At 62.7% G+C, this 21,740-nt stretch carries 20 protein-coding genes, 1 tRNA gene and 3 pseudogenes; 12 read left to right on the top strand and 12 right to left on the bottom strand.

Features of this window, described 5'->3' with window-relative positions; translation table 11 throughout:
- Positions 1-9: 9 nt before the first annotated feature.
- The 3 genes from KPG66_RS12070 (at position 10) to KPG66_RS12060 (ending at position 1,337) form a co-directional block, all read left to right on the top strand.
- Positions 10-795, top strand: a complete 786-nt coding sequence (locus KPG66_RS12070) for a BON domain-containing protein (protein ID WP_237070991.1) — start codon at positions 10-12, stop codon at positions 793-795.
- The gene (locus tag KPG66_RS12065) at positions 792-1,205 is read left to right on the top strand and encodes a c-type cytochrome (RefSeq protein ID WP_237070990.1); all 414 of its coding nucleotides are present in this window, start codon (positions 792-794) and stop codon (positions 1,203-1,205) included. Before KPG66_RS12070 ends, KPG66_RS12065 begins: the two co-directional genes overlap by 4 nt.
- Positions 1,206-1,261: 56 nt before the next feature.
- Positions 1,262-1,337 (top strand) — tRNA-Ala (locus tag KPG66_RS12060).
- A gap of 365 nt (positions 1,338-1,702) precedes the next feature.
- On the opposite strand, the gene KPG66_RS12055 is transcribed toward KPG66_RS12060, so the two are convergent.
- The 4 genes from KPG66_RS12055 to KPG66_RS12045 form a co-directional block, all read right to left on the bottom strand.
- A complete protein-coding gene (locus tag KPG66_RS12055) occupies positions 1,703-2,194 on the bottom strand; it encodes a GNAT family N-acetyltransferase (protein ID WP_237070989.1) in 492 nt (163 codons plus the stop codon).
- Positions 2,191-2,481 carry a type II toxin-antitoxin system TacA family antitoxin gene (locus KPG66_RS12050; protein WP_237070988.1) on the bottom strand — a complete coding sequence of 97 codons (291 nt, stop codon included), beginning with the start codon at positions 2,479-2,481 and terminating at the stop codon, positions 2,191-2,193. The genes KPG66_RS12055 and KPG66_RS12050 overlap by 4 nt, the downstream gene beginning before the upstream one ends.
- A gap of 216 nt (positions 2,482-2,697) precedes the next feature.
- Entirely contained in the window at positions 2,698-2,883 is a 186-nt protein-coding gene (locus KPG66_RS18035) for a plasmid mobilization protein (RefSeq protein ID WP_422393307.1), read from the bottom strand.
- Positions 2,884-3,284: 401 nt separating this feature from the next.
- Positions 3,285-3,803: a DUF6496 domain-containing protein gene (locus tag KPG66_RS12045; protein WP_237070987.1), complete on the bottom strand. Its 519-nt coding sequence runs from the start codon at positions 3,801-3,803 to the stop codon at positions 3,285-3,287.
- A 366-nt stretch (positions 3,804-4,169) separates the two neighbouring features.
- Between KPG66_RS12045 and KPG66_RS12040 the strand changes: the two genes are divergently transcribed.
- Positions 4,170-4,679, top strand: coding sequence for a hemerythrin domain-containing protein (locus KPG66_RS12040; protein WP_041753898.1), 510 nt, complete (start codon positions 4,170-4,172; stop codon positions 4,677-4,679).
- Positions 4,680-4,909: 230 nt separating this feature from the next.
- Positions 4,910-5,314, top strand: a complete 405-nt coding sequence (locus KPG66_RS12035) for a DUF72 domain-containing protein (RefSeq protein WP_237070986.1) — start codon at positions 4,910-4,912, stop codon at positions 5,312-5,314.
- A gap of 34 nt (positions 5,315-5,348) precedes the next feature.
- Here the strand turns inward: KPG66_RS12035 and KPG66_RS12030 are convergent, their stop codons facing one another.
- On the bottom strand, positions 5,349-6,215 hold the full coding sequence (locus tag KPG66_RS12030) for an SDR family oxidoreductase (protein ID WP_013436496.1): 867 nt from the start codon (positions 6,213-6,215) through the stop codon (positions 5,349-5,351).
- A gap of 515 nt (positions 6,216-6,730) precedes the next feature.
- Here KPG66_RS12030 and KPG66_RS12025 point away from each other — a divergent pair.
- Positions 6,731-7,576 (top strand): extracellular solute-binding protein, encoded by an 846-nt coding sequence (locus tag KPG66_RS12025; protein ID WP_237071032.1) that lies wholly within the window; start codon positions 6,731-6,733, stop codon positions 7,574-7,576.
- Positions 7,573-9,483 carry an ATP-binding cassette domain-containing protein gene (locus tag KPG66_RS12020; protein WP_237070985.1) on the top strand — a complete coding sequence of 637 codons (1,911 nt, stop codon included), beginning with the start codon at positions 7,573-7,575 and terminating at the stop codon, positions 9,481-9,483. The genes KPG66_RS12025 and KPG66_RS12020 overlap by 4 nt, the downstream gene beginning before the upstream one ends.
- On the opposite strand, the gene KPG66_RS12015 is transcribed toward KPG66_RS12020, so the two are convergent.
- Both KPG66_RS12015 and KPG66_RS12010 read right to left on the bottom strand, forming a co-directional pair.
- On the bottom strand, positions 9,458-10,216 hold the full coding sequence (locus KPG66_RS12015; protein WP_237070984.1) for a Mut7-C ubiquitin/RNAse domain-containing protein: 759 nt from the start codon (positions 10,214-10,216) through the stop codon (positions 9,458-9,460). The genes KPG66_RS12020 and KPG66_RS12015 overlap by 26 nt on opposite strands.
- 37 nt (positions 10,217-10,253) lie before the next feature.
- Positions 10,254-10,430, bottom strand: a pseudogene (locus tag KPG66_RS12010) (LysE family translocator); the annotation flags it as partial.
- 314 nt (positions 10,431-10,744) lie between these two features.
- Between KPG66_RS12010 and KPG66_RS12005 the strand changes: the two are divergent.
- Positions 10,745-10,879 (top strand): annotated as a pseudogene (locus KPG66_RS12005) (YbaK/EbsC family protein); the annotation flags it as partial.
- Positions 10,880-11,162: 283 nt separating this feature from the next.
- Here the strand turns inward: KPG66_RS12005 and KPG66_RS12000 are convergent.
- A pseudogene (locus KPG66_RS12000) lies at positions 11,163-11,441 on the bottom strand (alpha/beta fold hydrolase); the annotation flags it as partial.
- Positions 11,442-11,638: 197 nt separating this feature from the next.
- Here KPG66_RS12000 and KPG66_RS11995 point away from each other — a divergent pair.
- Positions 11,639-12,598 (top strand): NAD(P)H-dependent flavin oxidoreductase, encoded by a 960-nt coding sequence (locus KPG66_RS11995; protein ID WP_237070982.1) that lies wholly within the window; start codon positions 11,639-11,641, stop codon positions 12,596-12,598.
- Here KPG66_RS11995 and KPG66_RS11990 read toward each other — a convergent pair.
- Together KPG66_RS11990 and KPG66_RS11985 are read right to left on the bottom strand one after the other, a co-directional pair.
- Positions 12,555-13,589 carry a LysR family transcriptional regulator gene (locus tag KPG66_RS11990; protein WP_237070981.1) on the bottom strand — a complete coding sequence of 345 codons (1,035 nt, stop codon included), beginning with the start codon at positions 13,587-13,589 and terminating at the stop codon, positions 12,555-12,557. The two genes, KPG66_RS11995 and KPG66_RS11990, sit on opposite strands and share 44 nt — an antisense overlap.
- Before the next feature lie 93 nt (positions 13,590-13,682).
- Positions 13,683-14,090, bottom strand: a complete 408-nt coding sequence (locus tag KPG66_RS11985; protein ID WP_237070980.1) for a hypothetical protein — start codon at positions 14,088-14,090, stop codon at positions 13,683-13,685.
- 265 nt (positions 14,091-14,355) lie between these two features.
- Here KPG66_RS11985 and KPG66_RS11980 point away from each other — a divergent pair, with 265 nt between their 5' ends.
- Positions 14,356-15,369 (top strand): bile acid:sodium symporter family protein, encoded by a 1,014-nt coding sequence (locus KPG66_RS11980; RefSeq protein ID WP_237070979.1) that lies wholly within the window; start codon positions 14,356-14,358, stop codon positions 15,367-15,369.
- A 51-nt stretch (positions 15,370-15,420) separates the two neighbouring features.
- On the opposite strand, the gene KPG66_RS11975 is transcribed toward KPG66_RS11980, so the two are convergent.
- Positions 15,421-15,591 carry a hypothetical protein gene (locus tag KPG66_RS11975; RefSeq protein WP_237070978.1) on the bottom strand — a complete coding sequence of 57 codons (171 nt, stop codon included), beginning with the start codon at positions 15,589-15,591 and terminating at the stop codon, positions 15,421-15,423.
- Between the two features lie 16 nt (positions 15,592-15,607).
- On the bottom strand, positions 15,608-17,362 hold the full coding sequence (locus KPG66_RS11970) for a peptidoglycan D,D-transpeptidase FtsI family protein (RefSeq protein ID WP_237070977.1): 1,755 nt from the start codon (positions 17,360-17,362) through the stop codon (positions 15,608-15,610).
- A 393-nt stretch (positions 17,363-17,755) separates the two neighbouring features.
- Between KPG66_RS11970 and KPG66_RS11965 the strand changes: the two genes are divergently transcribed.
- The gene (locus KPG66_RS11965; RefSeq protein ID WP_013436477.1) at positions 17,756-17,899 is read left to right on the top strand and encodes a lipid A-myristate beta-hydroxylase; all 144 of its coding nucleotides are present in this window, start codon (positions 17,756-17,758) and stop codon (positions 17,897-17,899) included.
- A 196-nt stretch (positions 17,900-18,095) separates the two neighbouring features.
- Positions 18,096-21,725, top strand: a complete 3,630-nt coding sequence (locus tag KPG66_RS11960) for an indolepyruvate ferredoxin oxidoreductase family protein (protein WP_237070976.1) — start codon at positions 18,096-18,098, stop codon at positions 21,723-21,725.
- Positions 21,726-21,740 lie beyond the last annotated feature (15 nt).

Raw genomic sequence — 21,740 nt, 5'->3', positions numbered from 1 at the left:
AGTTTGTCGATGACTGCCACTCGCGTCCGTAAAACGCTTATGCATGCCGTGCTGGCCGTGGGCCTTGCGTCATCGCTCCAGGGCTGCGGCTTACTGTTGCTGGGCGGCGCGGCCGGCGGCACGCTGATAGCCGTTGACCGGCGCACGCTTGGGGCCCAGACGGAGGACCGGGAGATCCAAATCAAGGCATTGAAACGGATCGGCGATGCATTGCCGGACACCGCCCACGTCAACCTAACGGTCTATAACCGTCGCGTGCTATTGACCGGTGAAGTGCTGGATGAGGCCGCGAAGCAAAAGGCCGAGTCGATCGTGCGTGACATCATCAACGTGAGCAGTATCGCCAATGAGTTGGCAGTGCAGCCCGCAAGCTCGTTTTCTTCGCGCACCAGCGATACGTATATCAGTAGCAAGGTGCAAGCCGCATTGGTCGGCAGCAAGGAGATTTCGTCGAACTATTACAAATGGACCACGGAGCGCGGCATTGTTTACTTGATGGGCCTGGTGACGGTTGACGAAGGCAATCGAGGGGCGGACGTCGTCAGTCGCGTGACTGGCGTGAAGCAGGTCGTCAAGCTGTTTCAGTACGTGAAGCCTGAGGATGTGAAGTCATTGGTGGCGGCGCCGGCATCCGACACCAGCGCGGCATCCGCGCCCGCGGCGGAGCAGCCGACGGGGGCAACGGTGGGCGAAGTGCCGCCGGCAGGGGTAACTGAGCAACCGCTTGATCAACAGCCGCCCGCACCCGTGTCCAACTCGGCGATCAAGCCGGGTAACCCGAAGGCACCAAATTGATGAGCCGAATGGACGCGCGAGGGCTGCCAGATGCGTTGGCACGGGGCTGGGTTGCAGGGTGGATTCGGGTTGCTCGAGGGGGGCTGTTGCGTTGGGGTACGGCCGTTGTGCTGGCGGGGACGGCCACCGGCGTGCAGGCGTATGATGCCGAGCGTGCGCAGACCCTGGCGAAGCAGAATGCGTGCTTTGGTTGCCATGCCATTGAGCGCAAACTCGTCGGGCCCAGCTTTGCTCAGATTGCTCAACGGTATAAGGCAGATGCGACGGCGCCCGCGCGGCTGGTTAAGAAGGTCGTGCAGGGTGGAGCAGGGGTATGGGGACCGATTCCGATGCCGTCGCAACCTCGGTTGAGTGAGGCTGAGGCGAAGGTGTTGGTGGATTGGGTGCTGGCGGGGGCGCCGCGGAAGTAGGGGGTAAACGTCTTGCTTTCGGGGCCCGCATTTCTGCTATACTTATCGCTTCACGTGGGGCGGTAGCTCAGCTGGGAGAGCGTCGCGTTCGCAATGCGAAGGTCGGGAGTTCGATCCTCCTCCGCTCCACCAACAGAATCAAGGGTTTAGCCGATGGCTAGGCCCTTTTTCTTTGGTAGATTCTGGTTGCGCCAATTTTGCGCCACTTGGGTTGTCAAAGCCTGGGTGCAGCACTTGAGGAGCAGTGAACAGCATCTATCATCCGTCGAGGTGATCTTCAGTGGCAGGTCCGCGTTCGACGTAAGGGCTACCCAGTACAGATCAAGACATTCAACGCGCGAACAGAAGCGTGGGCTCGACAACTTCGTTGTGGGATATCCAGCGCACGTTCGGGGCGTCAGCTTTCTTCAATCCTTGTTTGGCTTGTTCACGAAACCATTCGTCATGGTTGCCCGGCGCTTTACTCGTACCATGATTTCCATCAAGTCGGCTCCTCTTCACACGCTAGCTTTTAAGTCGGCAAGCGTTACCATAAGCATCATCGGATCAAGCTGCGATCCTTCGAAACCGATCCGCTCATAAAAGGCCCGAGCTTCGTCAGAGAGTGCATGCACCAACATGCCCCGAATACCGATCGTGTCGGCCGCCTGGATCACGCGCAGGCAAGCATCCCTGACCAAAGCGCGCCCGAGCCCTCTACCATGCCACGACTGGTCTACGGCCAACCGCCCCAGAACCACAACCGGTATCGGATCTGGCATATTGCGTCGAAAGCGGCCAGGGGCCGCATCTACCGTGACGGCGCTCGATGCCAACGCGTAGTACGCCCGCACCCGACGCTCGGCACAAGCGACGAAGGTGCGCGAAGCACCCGTGGTCTGATTTTTCAGCGCACGACGCTTTAGCCACTGGTCCAGACTTTCGACGCCCGACGTGAATGCATCCAGCTCATGATGGGATGCAAGCGGTTCGGGGGCTTCAATCGTCATGCCTTGTCCCACGGCGCTGGCGCCTGTAGCGTTTTGCGCAGTGCCTCGTTGGGTTGCGGCGGCAGATCCAAACGTGCTACAAAGGCCGCGTAAGCCTTCGGTGAAGCCGTGATGATGGCTTGGTCAAGCAAGGCCTCTTCCGCTGCCGTTCGAGCAGCCTCGAGCACGAAATCCGTTCGATTCTTCCCGCGGACCTTTGCGGCGCGGTCGATCAGATTCCGCTCTTCAGGCTTGATCCGGATATTGAGCGTGTCGCGCTTCGTGGGTTGTGCGTTTGCGGCGGTCATGACGAGACTCCTGCGACGATGCAACCCATTCTAGCACAGTCGCAATGACATTGTCATTACACTGCGTGCGCTAGGTATCGCGTCGAGCGACTCGCATGATCGTCTGCTTTAGTTCGGCCAAGACGGCTGCATATTCGCTGCATATTTCTTTGTCAGCACACCTCCCCTTTGATCGAATAAGTACTTTGCGAGCCGCCGAGTCGCGGCGTAGCTTATTTATATGGCGTGAGAGTCGATTAGGCTGCGTGTGTGTCGTCCCATGCCGCAAACTCGCAGATATTCAGGGATCGTTGTAGCGGTATTCTGTGCTCGCTCTCGTAGCACGTCGGATTCGTCGGAAGCCGCACGCACCATGATCACCTTCGTTTTCTTCCGTTCTCTTATCCCGCTTCTTGTACTCATCCCACCCCTCTTCACAAGGAGATAGTTGGAAAAGCGGAATGTGGGCAAGCGCTTTTTATTTGGTTTCCCTTATGAACTTGCTTCAGGCAAGACTCGGCGAATTTACCGGGCTGAGGTCGAGCTTGTGTGCCGCCTTTTGCTGTGTATGGCAATGGGCAGAGAAGCACGAGCCGGAATTGCGCGTTGCGCGAAAACTAGAGGGTTCAGCCTGACGTGCGAAACAATAGGACTGGACACGACGGCTATAAAGAAATACTTCGGGATAACGCCGCGGCAGCGCAGGTGGTCTGCCCATCACCGCTCAGGCAGATATCGTAGTCAATCATCGGAGCAGCCGCGTGGGTACGAGGCGGCCACGCAGGGCGACAGGGCGCGCCCTCTGGCCGCCCTGCACCCACCTCTCAGTGATGTGCGCGTGCGGCGCGCGTGTGAGCAGCCTTTTTGGCGGCGGCGGAGCGGCCAGCCGCGCCCTTCGTCTTGGCTGCACGCTTGGCCGCAGCGGAGCGGCTGGCGGCCGGCCGTTTCGCCGCGGCAGACTCGGCCTGCTTTGACATCGACTTGCGTGCGGCGCCGTCCGAGCGCTCGCGTCGCAATACAGAGGTCGTTGTGCGCGAGCGCTTGGCCTGGGTCTCCTTGCTCGCGGAACCCTTCGTCTTGTGCTGGCCCGCCTCGCTGTCCTTGGCCGCTTTTTTGCGGGTTGCCTCGCTGGTGGCGCCCTTCTTAGGCGGCTTCAAGTCGATGCCGGCCCGCCGCGCTTTTGACAGCCCGATTGCCACGGCTTGCTTGGCCGAGCGCACGCCATGCTTGCCGGCTCGAACATGCTTGACCTCTTCCTTGACGAATTCGCCGGCTTGCGTGCTTGCTGATTTCCCCGCGCGCTTGTCGGCCTGCGCTCGGGCCATAGTCTTTCTCTCTGGCATGACAACCCTCCTTGAAAGAGACGCTGTATACCAAGCGGTCGCAATGTCCGTGCCAGCGCCTGACCCGCCGCTCGCGTGCGGGGCTGCCTTCGAGTAGGAGGCGGGAACGTGGCGTCGTTTACCCTCAGTTCATCGCTATCAGCCCATCGCTAACTGCGGCGCCACAGTCCGGCAGTGCAGCAGCGCTGTGCCTCGCTATGGCGGCTGCATGCCATCATGCCGCACGGCACGATGCTCACGCCGTGCCGTGCGGCGGCCCGGCAACACAAAGGCCGGGCGCGTCGATTGCTAAACGCAGTAGACCTTTCCACAGGAGCGAACATGACTACTACTGCGACACACCCAAAATCCACGCGGTCCTCGACGATGCCACCTCATGGCGTCGACACGGCGCATGCAGCCGAACAGGACGCAATTGCGCTGCTGGAGGCAGACCATCGCGCAGTTCAGCGGCTATTCGATACGTTCAAAAAAACGCCCGATGACGACCTTGACGCCAAGGCAACGCTGGTCACGCGCGCATGCGACGAGTTGGCCATGCATACGATCATTGAGGAAGAGATCCTGTATCCGGCCGCGCAGCGCGCGCTGTCAGGTCAGCCGCAAAAGGAAGTAGACGAGGCCTATGTCGAGCATTTTCTTGTCAAGACGTTGATGGAGAAACTCCGGGCCTCTCGGGCAGGCGCCGATGGTTTTGATGCGGCTTTCAACGTATTGGCGGAAAACGTTCAGCATCATGTCAGCGAGGAAGAATCGGTGCTATTTCCTGCGCTGCGCAAGGCGGGCGTTGACCTGGATGAACTCGGCGCTCGTATCGCGCAGCGCAAGGCGCAGTTGCAGGCAAAAGTGTCAAAGGATGTCGGCGACCGCACTTAATGCGCGCACGACTCGTGGTGCGCTGTGTCAGCCTGCCTGGTAGGGCAGGCTGACATCGTCGGGGGGCGTGCCGCCGTTGGACTGGCGTCGGAGCAGGTGGCGCGCGCAGGCCTGTCACAGTTCGGCCTAGATTGACTCAGCGCAGCACAATTCAGCGCAGATTAGCCCAAGTTAGCCCGAGCTGGCTTAGGTTCGCCCACAGGTGCCGAAAGGGATCCCGTGCCAAGAATGTGTTTGACGACAAACTGGAGCCGATCCTGTGGCCGTTTCCTTGTTCAAATTCGATGCAGCGCGGCTTCGAGGCATTCCTCGCGATGCGGCCCTGGGACATGCTGGCGGCAAGGGAGTTTGTCAGCGGGCGTGATCAATCGGATCACGTAGCCTATTGGGCAATCGGGCATCACCCTAAGCTTAGGCATACGATCGAAGTGCGCCATGGGAGCTTTGTCGATCTGCCGTTCATTCACCTGCTGCGCCGCTATGCCGCTGTGGTCGTGCCGGATTGCACTGGACATTGGCCCTGCATCGAGGATATCGCGGCCAATCTCATTTATCTGCACCTGCACAGCACCGGAAGCAAGTACGCCGGCGCGTACAAGCGGCCCAGCGCTGCAGCACTGAGCCGCGCCGCATAGCGTGCTAGGCGCAAGTCGCCTACCTGACGTATGCTTATAGCATCGGTGCGCCGCCCGTTACCGCGATCGTCGCGCCTGAAACATAGCTCGATTCGTCGGACGCGAGCATCACATACGCGGGGGCCACTTCGGCCGGCTGTCCGGGCCGTTTCATCGGCACCTGCGTGCCGAATTGCTTGACCTTTTCCGCGGGCATCGTCGCGGGGATCAAAGGGGTCCAGATTGGCCCCGGCGCCACACAGTTCGCCCGAATGCCTTTTTGCGCAAGCAATTGTGCTAATCCCGCCGTGAAATTTTGGATCGCCCCCTTGGTGGCGGCATACGCCAGCAACGTCGGGTTCGGACGATCGGCATTGATTGATGTGGTGTTGATGATGGAGCCACCCGCCTTCATATGATGCAGCGCGGACCGGGTGATCCTGAACATCGCGCCAATATTCGTATCGAACGTGTTGTCCCACTCATCGTCTGAAATCTCGTCCAGCGACTCGTGCGTCATTTGGAACGCGGCGTTATTGACCACGACATCGATTTTGCCGAATGCGTCAACGGCTTGCTGGACAATGCGCGCGCAGTGCTCGCGCTGCGCCACATCGCCGCGCACGAGCACGGCGCGTCGTCCCGCCTGCTCGACCCAGCGCGCTGTTTCGCGCGCATCGTCGTCCTCGTCAAGATAGGCGATTAACACGTCAGCGCCTTCTCTAGCAAAGGCGATGGCTACTGCGCGTCCGATTCCGCTGTCGCCCCCGGTAATGATCGCCGCTTTGCCGGCAAGACGGCCCGAACCTTGGTATGAACGCTCGCCATGGTCGGGTTGCGGTTGCATGTCACCAGTGTGGCCGGGCACTGTGGCTTGCTGTTGGTGTGGCAATGGTGGTTCTGGACGTTGGTTTTCAGTCATGACACGCTCCTATGGGTTGATTGTCGCGCGACACCGGCGCGCGCGCATGTTGGTGAAGCAACCAACAGGCCCGCCGCGCGCACGCTCCGCCCAGCGCACGGTGGGGCCGTACGACGTAACGCGGCGGCCTACTACGTAATGAGGGCGGCGTGCCGCGTCGACGAGGTGCGCGGCACGATCCGTTTGCCGTCAGCGCGGTAGCTGCAGGCCGGATTGTTAGCAACAGGCGGCAGTTTGCCGCGTCGATTAGTGCAAGCGCACAACTCATTCGTATACCTTAAAAGTTTGGGTGCGAACCCTCGTGCATTCTGGCTGACGGGAGTGCGTGTGAAATGACAATGCTGCCGCGGCATGGGACGGCGGCGCGCAAAAGGCAACGCGGCCGATAGCGTAATATATTGCCCAATACAACGAAGATGGGGAGCGCAATGTTGCATGAACGTTTCGCAGCAAACGTGCGTGCGCTGTGCCTATCGCTGTCATGGCGCGTGCATGCGGCGCTCGTGCTGGCGGTGATGGCCGCGGCGGCGGCGCCCGGTGTCGCGCGGGCCGGCGACGCCGGCACGGTCCGGGTGTTGTACGCTGGGTCACTGGTGCATGTGATGGAGCGCTCCATCGGGCCGGCGTTCGAGAGGGCATCGGGGCTGGCGTTCTCCGGCTATGGCGCCGGCTCAAACAAGTTGGCCAACGAGTTGAAGGGTAAGCTGCGGCGTGGTGACGTGTTCATCAGCGCCACGCCGAAGGTCAATGCGAGCCTGGACGGTGCTGCGAACGGCAACTTGGTTAGCTGGTATGTGAATTTTGGTGAGTCGCCGCTGCTGCTCGGTTACAACGCAAACAGCCGCTTTGCGGCATCGCTGAAGACTGAACGCTGGGACAAGGCGTTGCTGCAGCCGGGCATCCGGATTGGGCGCACGGATCCGAAACTCGATCCGAAGGGGGCCTTTACGCTCGAGGCGGTGACCCGTGCCGCGTCGCTGTATCGGCAGCCTGACCTGGTGCAGCGCATGCTCGGGACACCGGACAATCCGAAACAGGTGTTGCCGGAAGAAACGCTGATGGGCCGCCTGCAGTCAGGGCAGCTCGACGTGGGCTTTTTTTATTCGACCGAGACAGCGCAGTTGCACGTCCCGACGGTGAAATTGCCGGCCGAGCTCGCGGTTAAGGCCAGCTATACGATCACGATCTTGAACGACGCGCCAAACAAGGAAGGCGCAATGCGCTTCGTGACGTTTCTGCTCGGACAGAAGGCGCGCGCATTGCTGCGTGACGCCGGCATCGACGTGATCGTGCCGAGTGTCGGCGGCGAGCGCACACAGGTCCCCGCACGCGTGCAAGCCATACTCGACGCGGAGCGATGACACTGCAACGCGGCAGTGGCGGCGCTGCGGTGCGGGGGCGTGCCACGCCCCTGGGGTGGCTTGGAGCCTTGCTGGCGCTTTATCTGTGCGCGCCGTTCATCGCCGTGCTGCCGCAGCTCACGCACGCCAACTGGCGCGCGATCGAGCCCGGGGCACTCGCCGAGGCAACCGCCGTGTCGGTGGGCAGCGCGACGCTGGCTACGCTGCTGATCGCGCTCACCGGGATCCCGCTCGGTTATCTATTATCGCGTTCACGCTCCAGATGGGCGAGCGTGCTCGGCTTTGTCGTGCAATTGCCCCTGGCGTTACCACCGCTGTCCAGTGGCGTGCTCCTGCTGTTCCTGCTCGGTCCGTACAGCCCGCTTGGCACGTTGGCTGGCGGCGGGTTGACTGATTCGTTCGTGGGCGTTGTGCTCGCGCAAACTTTCGTGGCCGCGCCGTTCCTGATCGTGGCTGCCCGTTCGGCATTCGATTCCGTCGATCCGGTCCTGGACGACGTCGCGGCCACGCTGGGGCATGATGCTCGCACGCGCTTGCTGCGCGTCTGGTTACCGATCGCCTGGCCGTCCATCCGCGCCGGCATGGTGCTCGCGTGGCTGCGCGCATTCGGTGAGTTCGGCGCCACGGTGATGGTCGCCTACCATCCGTACTCGCTGCCGGTGTATACGTATGTGGTGTTTGGCTCGGTGGGGCTGCCCGCGATGCTGCCGCTGCTCGCGCCGACGTTGGGCATTGCGCTGGCATTGTCGCTGGCGGCCACCGTCCGTCTGCGGCCATCGCGCCCGGTTGCCATTGTCACCCCGGGTGACGAGCTTGACCCATTGCGCCCGCTCGCCCGTGAAGTCGTGCCAGCAGTCGTGCCAGCGCCACGTCATTGCTCAGGCAGCACGCTTGCGTTTCACTTCACGTGCACGCTCGGCGATTTTGGGCTGGATGTTCAATGGCGCGCGCGCAGCCGGCGGTTGGCGATCATCGGCGCGTCCGGGTCCGGCAAGTCCCTCACGCTGCGCATGATCGCCGGTTTGCAGCAAGGCGCAACGCAATCAGTCATCGTTGATGGTGAAGTGCTGACGGCCAGCGCGCCACAGTCGCGGCACATGGCCTACGTGCCGCAGGACTATGGTCTTTTTCCCCATATGAGCGTTGCGCGACAGCTCACGTTCGCCGCCGACGCCGACCCGGATGCCGCGCGCTACTGGAGCCTGCATTTGGGGATTGCGCCACTGGCGCAGCGCCTGCCAGTACAGCTTTCGCTTGGCCAGCGGCAGCGCGTGGCGCTGGCGCGTGCATTGGCGCGCAACGCACGCGTGATCTTGCTGGACGAGCCGTTCTCCGCGCTGGACACCCCGCGCCGGCGTACGTTGCGCGAGACGTTGCGCATGTTGCAGCGGGAGATCGATGCGATCACGGTGCTTGTTACGCATGATCCGGATGATGCGGCGTTGCTGGCCGACGAGATTCTCGTGCTGGACCGCGGACGCGTGTTGCAGCAAGGGCCGACGCGCGCGCTATTCGAGCGGCCGGCCAGCGTGAAGGTGGCGCAGTTGCTAGGTATCGACAACGTTGGCGAGGGCACGTTGGTGGCCGGTGGCAAGGTGGATATCGGCGGCGTGCTGCTCGACGTGCGCGACGGCGGCCTGCCGGTCGGTACGCGGCTGATGTGGCGTGTCGATGCGCGCGGCGTCTCGATGACCGAGCAGGGCCGGCACACCGCAGTGGTGGAGCGGGTGTATGAATCGCACGGCGAGACACGCGTGGCGGTGCGACTGGGCACCGCGCTGCTCCATTGCCGTGCGCCATCGGACGCCGACGTGCACACAGCGTTCGGGTTGCACGATCGCGAAGGTCGCTGTTGCCGTGTCGATATCGCGGCAGGCACGACTACGGTGTGGCCCGTGACGCCGTAGCGGCTCGTACGCCCAGCACCTCGTCCATCAGCTCGCTCATCCGCTGCCAATGCGAGCCTTCCCAGTAGATCCTGCCGCATACGTCGCAGGTCGCAAACCGGTCGCATCGCTCGCGCACGCTGGGCGGAATCCGCGCGAGCACGTCAGCCTTATCGATTCGGCGCAATGGCGCATTGCAGTGCAGGCATAGGCGCCAGGGCCGCACCCGTGCGTGCAGCGACAGCCGCGCGGCGACTTCACGCAGCTGTTCGAGTGGGTCAAGCGCGCGCACATAGCACCCATGCTCGATGCCGCGCCGCTTGAGCAGTTCGCGGTCGCGCGTGAGTACAATGCGTTGTTCCTGCGCGGCGATGCGCTCGACGTCGCGATCGTCGATGCGGTTGTCGTACAGCGTGTCAAAGCCCGCCATGCGCAGCAGGCGCGCGAGTCGGCCTAGGTGGGCGTCGGCGAGGAACCACAACGGCTCGGGCAGCGCGCTGCGCAGTGGCACCGAGGCGCGCTCGCTGGGCGGATACACGACCACGCTGTCCCCGTCGGCGAGCGGTCGCTCAAAGCCGGTCGCCTCGCCATTGATGACAATCCGTCCCACTTCGGTATGCGGCACGCCCAGTGCCTCGATCGTATGCTTGACCGACGCATGGCGCGCGTACGATGCGGCGAATGTCCGCTGACGCAGCCTCGCCGGCAGGAATATGTTCAGTTCAGCGTGGAAACGGAAGGTCGCCATGGTCATCGCGGTCGCTCCGGGCGGTGGCTCGCGACGCGACGCGCTACAGCGCGCGCCGGATCTCGGTCGCGCCGAATAGGCCCAGCGCCAGCCCCACAATCCAGTCGATCAGCCGGCGCAGCCGCGTGCCCAGCCCATGGCGTGCGACGCTGGCGACGGCCACGAGCACGCACCACCATAGCATCGAGCCGTTGAACACGCCGGCCACGGTGGCCAGTGCAACATCGGTGGCCAAGCCGCCAGGCGGCGTCAGCGCGGCGGACATCACGAATGCACAGCAGACCCATCGGGCTAACCGGTGCAGCGATGGCCAAGCCGATACCGGCTGCCTTGGCAAAAATCGCGAGATTGAGCATGGTGTTCTCCGACAAACATGGGCATCGGCCAGTCGTGGGCGACGCGTCGTGGCTGCAACGGGCGGCGATCATGGCGTGCCGTGGCTTGACTGTAACATCCGACATGCCGTGGCACTGTCTTAGAATAACGGATCGATACGGATTTCAACCCACAGACGTGCCGAGCAATGCGTGGTATCCTGACCTGCTGGCGCTAGATACCCTGTGGGCAGCGGCCGGCCATCCGCGCGCGGTATTCAATTTGTCGCCGCTGCAGCTCGTTAAGCTGACTGGTGCGCCGGTGATTGACGTTGCACTGCGCGACGCGCCATGACAGGTACGCCGTGCAGTGGTATGCCAAAAAAGAAAAAAGCCGTTCACGGGCGGCGAACGGCGGAATATTGTACGACGTGATCAGCGTCGCAAGGATGTTATCCGATGTATCCACCTCATAAAATTGGTATTTTCCCTACAGATCATGTCGGCATGAATTTCGGATAACCGCGTTATTGGAGTGCCACGGGTACGCGAATTTCGTTTTTTTGGATACCCATTCGTAAATTGAATGGTATGTAATGCAATGGTTTATTCAGAGGGAAACCAGTCGCTCTATTGCCGTCATGGGCGCAGATGAAGAAGCGTTTATGGCCGAGTTCGTGCATCACCTGCACGAGGTCGGCCGCCATTGTTCGCTTGGCATAAAGCACGTGTTGCGGATCGTCGGCAGCCGGCTTCGACGATGCACCGTATCCGTGCAGATCGGCGGCAATCACGGTGAACCGCTTTGCCAGTTGCGGCGCGACGCAATGCCAGATCAGGTGCGTCTGGGGATGACCATGCAGCAACAGCAGCGGCGGCCCGTCACCACCCAGTGCGGCAAAATTTCGATGTCGCAGCGCCCCATCGCCGTATCGGCAACGTGCACACTTACATGGCGAAATCCAGCGATCGATTCAGTCGCACGCGTCATGGTCCCCTCGGGGGCGATCAGTTAAACAAGAACGCACGGCCATTGCTTTAGAGCAAATTTTTGTTAATCGCCACGTATAATAAAACGGCCGTTCGATAAACCCGGCTTCAGGAGACATCCAGCATGGCCTTGCCCCTGTTACTGCAGCGTTTGTCGCTGCCGGTTGTATCGTCGCCGATGTTCATCGTGAGCTACCCGGAACTGGTGCTCGCGCAGTGCAAGGCGGGCATCGTCGGATCCTTTCCCGCGCTCAATGCGCGGCCGCCGGAATTGCTCGACGCATGGCTCACGCAAATCCAGCAGGCGCTGGTCCAGCACCGTGCCGAGCATCCGGACGCGGTGATCGGCCCGATTGCGGTCAATCAAATCGTGCATCAGTCCAACGCTCGTCTGGAGCGCGACGTGCGCGTGTGCGTCGATCATCGGGTGCCGATCTTCATTACCAGTCTGCGCGCGCCGATCAAGGAGATGATTGACGCGGTCCATTCATACGGCGGCATCGTGCTGCACGACGTGGTCAGTCTGCGTCATGCGCAAAAAGCGCTGGAGGCGGGCGTCGACGGCTTGATCCTGGTTGCGGCCGGCGCCGGCGGGCACGCGGGCACGCTGTCGCCGTTCGCGCTGGTCGGTGAAGTACGCAAGCTGTTCGATGGGCCGCTGGTCCTGTCCGGATCGATCGCCAATGGCGCGTCCATTCTCGCCGCCCAGGCAATGGGCGCGGATCTGGCGTACATCGGCACACGCTTCATTGCCACGCGCGAAGCGCATGCAGCGGATGCGTACAAGCAGGCCATCGTACAGGCCAGCGCGGCAGATATCATCTACACGAACTTGTTCACCGGCGTGCATGGTAACTACATGCGGCAGAGCATCGCGGCGGCCGGTCTAGATCCAGACAACTTGCCGGTGTCGGATAAGAGTCAGATGAACTTTGGCGATGGCAGCAGCAAGGCTAAAGCATGGAAGGACATCTGGGGCGCTGGCCAAGGGGTTGGCCTGATGAACGATATTCCAAGCGTGGCCGAACTTGTCGCGCGGCTCAAGAACGAGTACCAAGCCGCCCGCGCGCGGCTGGCGTTGTAGCGCGGCTCGTCGTGTCCCCGCCGGCCTGCTGGTAGGCGGCGGCATCGCGTGTGGCCAGCCTCGTCACGTGTTCGCGGGTCGGCCAGTACGCGTCGCTAGCGAAGCGCTCGGCGATGAAGTCAACGAACGAGCGGACCTTTGCCGACAAGTGGCGCCGGCTGGGATAGACCGCGAAGATCGGCAACTCGCGCGGCCCCACGTGCTCGAGCAGCAGCGGCACCAGCGTGCCGTTTTCCAGGTCATCGTACACGCAATCGGTGCCGAGATAGGCGATGCCGGCGCCGGCTATGGCTGCGGCGCGCAGTGCCTCGATGTCGTTGGCCACGATATTGCCGCGGGTGGTCACGCTGCCGCCGTTTTCGGCATTGCCCAGCGGCCACTCGCGCGTGTGTGCGCCATGGGCGGCTAGACGCAGGCAGTTGTGCGCGCGCAGATCCTCCGGCACCTGTGGCACGCCGTGCCGGCGCAGGTAGTCAGGCGACGCGCAGATGACGAAATACGCGCGGGCGATCTGGCGTGCGATCAACGATGAGGTCCGCAGCTTGGCCGAGTGCGAGCCGCGGATGGCTAGATCGTAGCCTTCCTCAACCAGGTCGACGACGCGCTCGCTCATCGTGATGTTCACCTGCACGCCGGGGTGCTGGTGCGTGTACTCGGCAATGGCTGGCATCAGGTACCGATTGCCGAACGTCGATAGCGCGTTAATCCGCAGCGTGCCCTTGGGCACCACGCTCGCTTCACTGACGGCTTGCTCGGCCTCCTCCAGCTCGGTGAGCGCCTGCACGCATCGCTCGTAATAGTCGCGCCCGGCTTCGGTGAGGCTGATACGGCGCGTGGTGCGGTTCAGCAACCGTGCGCCCAAGTGCGCCTCAAGGTGCATCACGTGCTTGCTGGCCATCGCGGGTGACAGGTGCATGCGCTCAGCCGCTGCTGCAAAGCTGCTGGCTTCGACGACGTGGCGAAACACCTTCATGCTGACCAGCGTATCCATGATTTCGTGCACTTACGCCGTGGCCGGCGCTTTATTCGTTCGTGTCAGGAAATAATGTACGCTATTTTATATTTTACCGACGCGGCAATGGCGTCAGTGCACGTAGGGCCAGGCGTCGTGAGGGGGCGGAACATACGGCGGCGCGCGCCGTGCCGGCGGCACATGACGATGCTCTGCATTGTACCGGGTGATGTCCGCCCGAAGCGAGCCAGCGCGCACCGCGCTGCGCTCTATATTGGGCCGGGAAGTCACACGCATCTCGACTGAAACCGGCACGATTGGGCTCAGTGGGTGCAACTGCGGTGTCGGCGCACCGATCTGCACAGTCATTTCGCGCTGGGCGGCGCCGGGTGCGATGAACGGTTGTGCTGACTTGCCGAACTCGATGTTGCCATCTTGCACTAGCCCGAGCGCGATCACCGTCCCGATGGCGACGGCGGACACGCTCAGCAACGAAAACGTACGGCCGCCACGCAGCAGCATGAAAGTCGATGATTGCAACGGTTATCGAGCTAATCTATTCACGGGGCATGCGCGTGTCGAGCCGAAAAATGTTAGGTGAGCTGCCGTGTTGTAACCGCATGTAACGGCCAGAAGGAGCGCCGGTATTGATGAAAGAAATGCATGGAAATAAGTTAAAAATGAATTTGTCTATTAGATGATCGTGCGCTGACAATAGGTGTTTTCTCCACGTGGGCGTGCTCGTGGCCCGAAAGGGTCACAGGCGTTGCCCGTAGCGATGACGCCGCATGGCGCCGAGATGACCATGGCCCGATCCAAACTGCTACCCGACAACTTTACTCTCGCACTGGTCACGACGGTGGCGATCGCGACTTTCTTGCCGTGTCGCGGCGGCGCAGCGCTGGCGTTCAACTGGCTCACGAATGGTGCCGTCGGGTTGCTGTTCTTCCTGCACGGCGCGAAGCTGTCACGCGAGGCGGTCGTTGCTGGCGCGACCCATTGGCGGCTGCATCTGGTCGTGATGCTGTGCACGTTCGCCATATTTCCGTTGCTTGGGCTTGCACTTAGACCGCTGATCGCACCGCTGTTGACGCCGGAACTGTATGTCGGCATGGTGTTCCTGTGTACGCTGCCTTCGACCGTTCAGTCCTCGATCGCCTTCACGTCGATCGCCAAGGGCAACGTGCCGGCCGCGGTGTGCAGCGCGTCGGCTTCCAGCCTGCTCGGTATCTTCGTCACACCGTTGATTGTCGGGATGATTTTGTCCAAGCAAACCGCGGGCGGTGAGTCGTGGCACACCGTGTTCAATATCGTGCTGCAATTGCTGGTGCCGTTCGTCGCAGGCCAATTGCTGCGGCCATGGATCGGCCGCTGGATTGCCCGTCATGCCGTGGTGCTGAAGCTGGTCGATCAGGGCTCGATCCTGCTCGTTGTCTATACCGCGTTCAGCGAGGCGGTCAATCAGGGGTTGTGGCACCAGATTCCGCTATCGGCGTTGCTCGCACTGTTGTTCTCGTGCATGCTGTTGCTCGCGCTCGCATTGCTGATCACCGGCTTTGCCGCCCGACGGCTCGGCTTTGATGAGGGGGACCGGATTACCATTATTTTCTGCGGCTCGAAAAAAAGCCTCGCGGCCGGTATTCCAATGGCCAAGGTCATTTTCGCCGGTCATGCGCTAGGCGCGATCGTGTTGCCGTTGATGTTATTCCATCAGATCCAACTGATGACCTGCGCGGTGCTAGCGCAACGTTGGGGGGCGCGCGCCCGCCGGCACGAATCAACCGTTTGTGCGTCGTTGAAACCGCGCGAAGAGCGTTAGTCAAAGGGGCGCTGTCACCTCGCGTCGCCCCTTGTCCGCTTGGTCCGGCACTTACCAGTTACCAAACCGATCGGCAAGGGCGCGACGCTCGAGCAGATGGCGCGGATCCTGACAAGCGGCATCCCGCGTTATCTGGCCGATCGCTTCGTGATCGTGGAAAACGGCTGCGACCTCGGATTGGCCACCGGTGAAGCCATGCGCACCGTCACGAAAAGTGCGCATACCCGTTGCGGCGCGGCTAAGCGCTGGCGTCGTTTGATGTGCCCGACAGCAGCGGTGTGGCGTCCGGCGGCACGCCGAGCATTTGCAGCGACTCGCCGGTCACCGCGGCAAACACCGGTCCGGCGACCGAGCCGCCATAGAACGAACGGCCTGCCGGTTCGTCGATCATCACCGCGACGATGACACGCGGATCGCTCATCGGCGCCATGCCGACGAACAGTGCGCGGTACTTGTCCTTCGCATAGCTGGTGCCGGCGAGCTTGCGCACGGTGCCCGTCTTGCCGCCGGCGCGGTAGCTATCGATCATCGCGGCGCGCGCGGTGCCGCCGGGGCCGACCGCCATCTCCAGCATTGCGCGGATCGATGCCGCCGTGTCCGGTGTCGTCACGGCGCGATGGCCGGCGGCGGCCGTGTCCGGTTCGTCCCTGATCACCAGTTTAGCCGGCTTCATCACGCCGTCGCCGGCAAACGCGGTGTAGGCCTGGGCAACTTGCATCAGCGACATCGACAGTCCATACCCGTACGCATGCGTGGCTTGGTCGATCGGGACCCAGTGCTTGTACGGACGCAGTTTGCCCGGAGCGGCGCCGGGAAACGTGATGGCAGGCGGATGGCCGAAGCCGTATTCCTGGTATTTGGACCAGATCGCCTCGGCCGGCAGCGACAGCGCCAATTTCGCCATGGCGACGTTACTGGACTTCTGAACTGCCTGCGCGACGGTGATCATGCCGTGGTTCGACGTGTCGTGGATGACGTTGCGCCCGATCCGATAGGTACCGGGGGACGTATCGATCAGCGTATCGGGGCGCACCTTGCCCGCGTCTAGGGCCAGCGCAACGATCATCGGCTTGATCGTCGAGCCCGGCTCGAACGTGTCGGTCAAGGCGCGGTTGCGGACCTGACCCGACACCCGGGCCGCCCGATCGTTTGGATCGAAGGTCGGCCAGTTTGCCATCGCCAGGATCTCGCCGCCGCGCGCATCGAGCACCACGACGCTGCCCGCCTTGGCTTGGTGTTGCTTGATCGCGGCTTCGAGCTGCGTATACGCCAGCTGCTGGATACGGCGGTCGATCGTCAGCCGGATCGTGTCGCCATGCCGGGCCGGCGTGATGGGGCGCGCATCGTACAGGAACCGCCCAAGCCGGTCGCGGACCACCTCACGTTGGCCAGCATTGCCCTTGAGCGCGTCGTTCAACGCGAGCTCGACGCCTTCCAACCCGTTGTTCTCCAGGTCGGTGAAGCCCACGATCTGCGCGACCGATTCGCCTTCCGGATAGACGCGCTTCTCGCTGGCCACGCGCGTGATGCCCGCGCCGCCGAGCGCCTCGATGCGGGTTGCGGTTTCCTCGTCGATTTGGCGCTTGAGCAGCACGAAGCCACGATGTGGCGCGAGCCGGCGCTCGAGTTCGGCCACCGGCATGTCCAGCAGCTTGGCTAGTGGTGCCACCGTCTGCGGCTTGACCAGCCCGGGGGTGGCCCAGATCTCGTAGGTCGCTACGCTGACGGCGAGCAATGCACCATGCCGGTCGACGATGCGCCCGCGTGTCGCATCCAGCGGCAACGTGAGCTGATAGCGCTTCTGGCCTTGGGCAGTATAGAAATCCCGGTCGATGACCTGTACCCACAGCGCGCGTAAGGCCAACGCACTGAAGCCAACGATCATCAACGCCAAGACCAGCCTGGAGCGCCAGCGTGGCATGCGGACCGCGAGCAGGGGGCTTTTGAGCGGTGCATAAGGATCACGCGACAACCTTTTATTCCAAAGCGACATGGCGGGGTACGGCGTTCCAAAGCGGCGGTTGACGTGTATTTTGCTTTCAATCTCCTTTCGCTGGCAAGCGTGCATCGTCTAGAAGTTGCGTATCGTCCGATATCTCTAAACGACGATCGGATGCGTAAAAATTTGCCCGCGAACCCGCATACGGCTGACGGCTGCCCTCCATGAGTGCGGCGACGGCCTATGATGTACTCATCGGCCACAACCTAGGGCCCTGTTTGACGCTGCCCGGCATCGGGCGCGCGTCGCCGCACGGATTGTCCGCATCGTTCCCGTGACTTGCGCCGAGCACGCTTATTGCAGTGCACCATGGACCGCTTGGGGGCCATGGTGCATGGTGACCTGGTGCGCTCGATGCCGCGGTTTTGAAGCGGCACGCCAGCGGCCGTGTTCAACGCGAATCCGTGCGCGTACTGGCTGCACGACAGCAAGTTTCTGCTGAGGGGCGATACGTTCCTGTACGAGGTATGGAATGACAGCGATGAGGGGCGCATCGTGCTGCTGCTCAATTTTTTTGCGCAGAGCAGGTGAATTCGCTCGTACCTGGGTGTTTCGTGGCAAATCCACCGCACAAGCGCTGTGCGGGCACCGATCTTCGCAAAAATCTTTCTGCGTCCCTGCGGAAAAATGGTGTATTGCCAGGTGTCTCGCGTTTCCCTCGGGTGGCGTGCTGCCCGGTATCCGCCGCGAGGCCTTCCTAGTACCCAAAATGACATAGGAGACAAATATGGGCGTCGATCGTCTTCCGTCCGCAGAGCAGGCTCCGCTACTGTCTACCTACCAGTTGTCGGACAATCTGCGTGCCACCAGCGGCCGCGTCTTTCTCACCGGGACGCAGGCGCTAGTGCGGCTTGCGTTGATGCAAAGCGCGCTGGACAAGGCGCGGGGGCTCAATACGGCAGGTTTCATCAGCGGCTATCGCGGCTCGCCGTTGGGCATGGTGGACCAGCAATTGTGGAAGGCGAAGCCCTATCTCGATGCGGGTGGCATCCGCTTCCTGCCGGCCGTCAACGAAGAACTCGGCGGCACCGCGGTACTGGGCACGCAGCGCGTGGAGGCCGACCCGCAGCGCACCGTCGACGGCGTGTTCGCGATGTGGTATGGCAAGGGCCCGGGCGTGGATCGCGCCGGCGATGCGCTCAAGCACGGCAATGCGTATGGCTCATCGCCGCGCGGCGGTGTGCTGGTGGTGGCCGGCGACGATCACGGCTGCGTGTCCTCGTCCATGCCGCACCAGAGTGAGTTGACGATGATCGCGTGGCAGATGCCGATCGTCAATCCGGCGAATGTCGCTGACATGCTCGAGTTCGGCTTGTACGGCTGGGCACTGTCGCGGTTTTCGGGAAACTGGGTCGGCTTCAAGGCGATTTCCGAGACGGTCGAATCGGGCTCGACCGTCAACCTGGACGCGTTGCGAACCGAATGGTCCACGCCGGCCGATTATGTCGGCCCGCCGCACGGGCTACACAACCGCTGGCCGGATCTGCCGAGCCTGGCCATCGAGGCACGCATGGCGGCCAAGCTTGACGCGGTCAGACATTTTGCGCGTGTCAACAGCATCGACAAGTGGGTGGCGCGCAGTACGCATGCGAACGTGGGCATCGTCACGTGCGGCAAAGCACACCTGGATCTGATGGAAGCCTTGCGGCGGCTCGAGCTTACGGTGCAGGATCTGGACGCCGCGGGTGTTCGCATTTACAAAGTCGGCTTGTCGTTCCCGCTCGAGATGACCCGCATCGACGCCCTCGTCAACGGGCTATCCGAAGTACTCGTGATCGAGGAAAAGGGACCGGTCGTCGAGCAGCAGATCAAGGATTACTTGTTCAACCGTCGCGCCGATGCGCGGCCCGTGGTGATCGGCAAGCACGATGCGCAGGGGCGGCCATTGCTGTCGGCGCTCGGCGAGTTGCGTCCGTCGCGTGTGCTGCCAGTATTGGCCGATTGGCTGGCACGCCACAAGCCGGCGCTGGACCGCCGCGAGCGGGTAGCCGAACTGGTCGCGCCGCAGACCCTGCCAAACGAGGCCGATGCGGTGCGCCGGCTGCCGTATTTTTGTTCCGGCTGTCCACATAATACGTCGACTCGTGTGCCGGAGGGGTCGATCGCGCAGGCGGGCATCGGCTGCCACTTCATGGCCTCGTGGATGCAGCGGGATACGATTGGGCTGATCCAGATGGGCGGTGAGGGGGTGGATTGGGCCTCGCACTCGATGTTCACGAAGACGCCGCACGTATTTCAGAATCTAGGCGATGGCACGTATTTCCATTCCGGCTTGCTGGCGATTCGCCAGGCGGTGGCGGCGCGCACGAATATCACGTACAAGATTCTGTACAATGATGCGGTCGCGATGACCGGCGGGCAACCCGTGGACGGCAGTATCTCCGTGCCGCAGATCGCGCGGCAGCTCGAGGCCGAGGGCATTGCGGCGATCGTCGTGGTCAGCGATGAGCCGCAGAAATACCAGGGACACGAGGGGCTATTTCCGCGCGGCACCACGTTTCATCCCCGCGCGCAGCTCGATGAGGTGCAGCGTCGCCTGCGCGACACGCCCGGTGTCACCGTGTTGATCTACGACCAGACCTGTGCTGCCGAGAAGCGGCGGCGTCGTAAGAAGGGCAAGTTTCCTGATCCGGATCAGCGCCTGTTCATCAACGAGGCGGTGTGCGAGGGGTGCGGTGATTGCGGCGTGCAGTCCAACTGCCTGTCCGTCGAGCCGCTGGAGACATCGTTGGGACGCAAGCGCCGCATTGAGCAATCATCGTGCAACAAGGACTACTCGTGTGTCAACGGCTTCTGCCCGAGCTTTGTGACCGTGCGTGGCGCGAAGCTGAAGCAGTCGGCCGGCGTCGCCTTTGACGTCGATGCACTATCCGCGGTGATGGCGCGGCTGCCGCTGCCGGCGACGCCATTGGGCGATGCACCGTATGACATCCTGGTGACCGGCGTGGGCGGCACGGGCGTGGTGACCGTGGGGGCGCTGATCTCGATGGCTGCGCACCTGGAGCGCAAGAGTGCATCAATGCTCAATTTCATGGGGTTTGCGCAAAAAGGTGGCGCGGTGTTGTCGTTCGTGCGGCTTGCCGCGACCGATGCGTTGTTGAACCAAGCGCGTATCGATACGCAGCAGGCCGACTTGCTGCTGGCTTGCGACATGGTTGTCGGCGCGGGCGCCGACGCACTGCAAACGGTCCGGCACGGCCGTACCCGCATCCTCGTCAACACCCATCCTATCCCAACCGCTTCATTTGTCGGCAATCCCGATGCGGACCTTCACGCGCCAGCGTTGCTCGATAAGATGCGCCACGCAGCAGGTGACGAGCGACTCGAGACCTGCGATGCGCAGGCGCTCGCGCAACGGTTTCTTGGCGACACGATCGGCTCCAACATCCTGATGCTTGGTTATGCGTGGCAGCGTGGCCTCGTGCCGGTGTCACTCAATGCGCTGCTGCGCGCGATCGAGTTGAACAACGTCGCGGTCAGCGCGAACAAGTTGGCATTCTCGCTCGGTCGGGTGGCCGCCGAGGATGCGGCGGCGCTCGATGGGCTTGATGCGCCGCGTGCCGAGGCTCCGGCGCTACCGTTCTCGGTGACACCCGATATGGCCACCGACGTGGACGCGGTGATCGCCGATCGCCGGGCTCGGCTGCTCGCCTATGGCGGGATGCGGTACGTCGCGCGCTTTGACGCGCTGCTCGACAAGGTGCGCGATGCGGAGCGGCGCCTGATGCCCGGCGGCGCGGCAGCCGGGCGCCACAGCGAACCGTTGACGCGCGCGGTGGCGACGACCTTCTTCAAGCTGCTGGCCGTCAAAGACGAATACGAGGTCGCGCGCCTCTATAGCGACGGCACATTCCGGCAGGCGCTACAGGCGCAATTCGACGGTGTGGCGGGGCGCGATTTCCGTATCGAGTTCAACATGGCGCCTCCGGTACTCGCGCACGCGGCCCCCGGGCGGCGGCCGAAGAAGGTGCGCCTTGGTCAATGGATGTGGCCTGTGCTCGGTGTACTGGCTCGGCTCAAGGGGTTGCGTGGCACGCCGCTGGATCCGTTCGGCAGGACGCTGGAAAGGCGCATGGAGCGGCAACTCGCGTTGGACTATGCGTGTAGCATTGATGCGCTGCTTGGCGTGCTTTCGCCCGATACGTTGTCCGACGCGGTACAGCTGGTCGAAGTCATGCAGCAAGTGCGCGGCTATGGACCGGTCAAGCTCGCCAGCGTGGTGGCAGCCAAGGCCCGCGAGCGCGCGCTCGCGCGGCGGCTTGGCATTGAGCCGGCGACCGGCGTTGCGGTGCGGGCCGCGCTCGAGCAAGCACCCGCGACCGGCGCGTTGCGCGGCATACCGGTGGTGGCGCGCTGATCTGCCAGCCACGGG

The organism is Mycetohabitans sp. B2, assembly GCF_021733735.1.
Taxonomy (GTDB): Bacteria; Pseudomonadota; Gammaproteobacteria; order Burkholderiales; family Burkholderiaceae; genus Mycetohabitans; species Mycetohabitans rhizoxinica.
The sequence above is the reverse complement of the archived record's forward strand: the minus strand, read 5'-3'. Positions and strand labels throughout refer to the sequence as shown.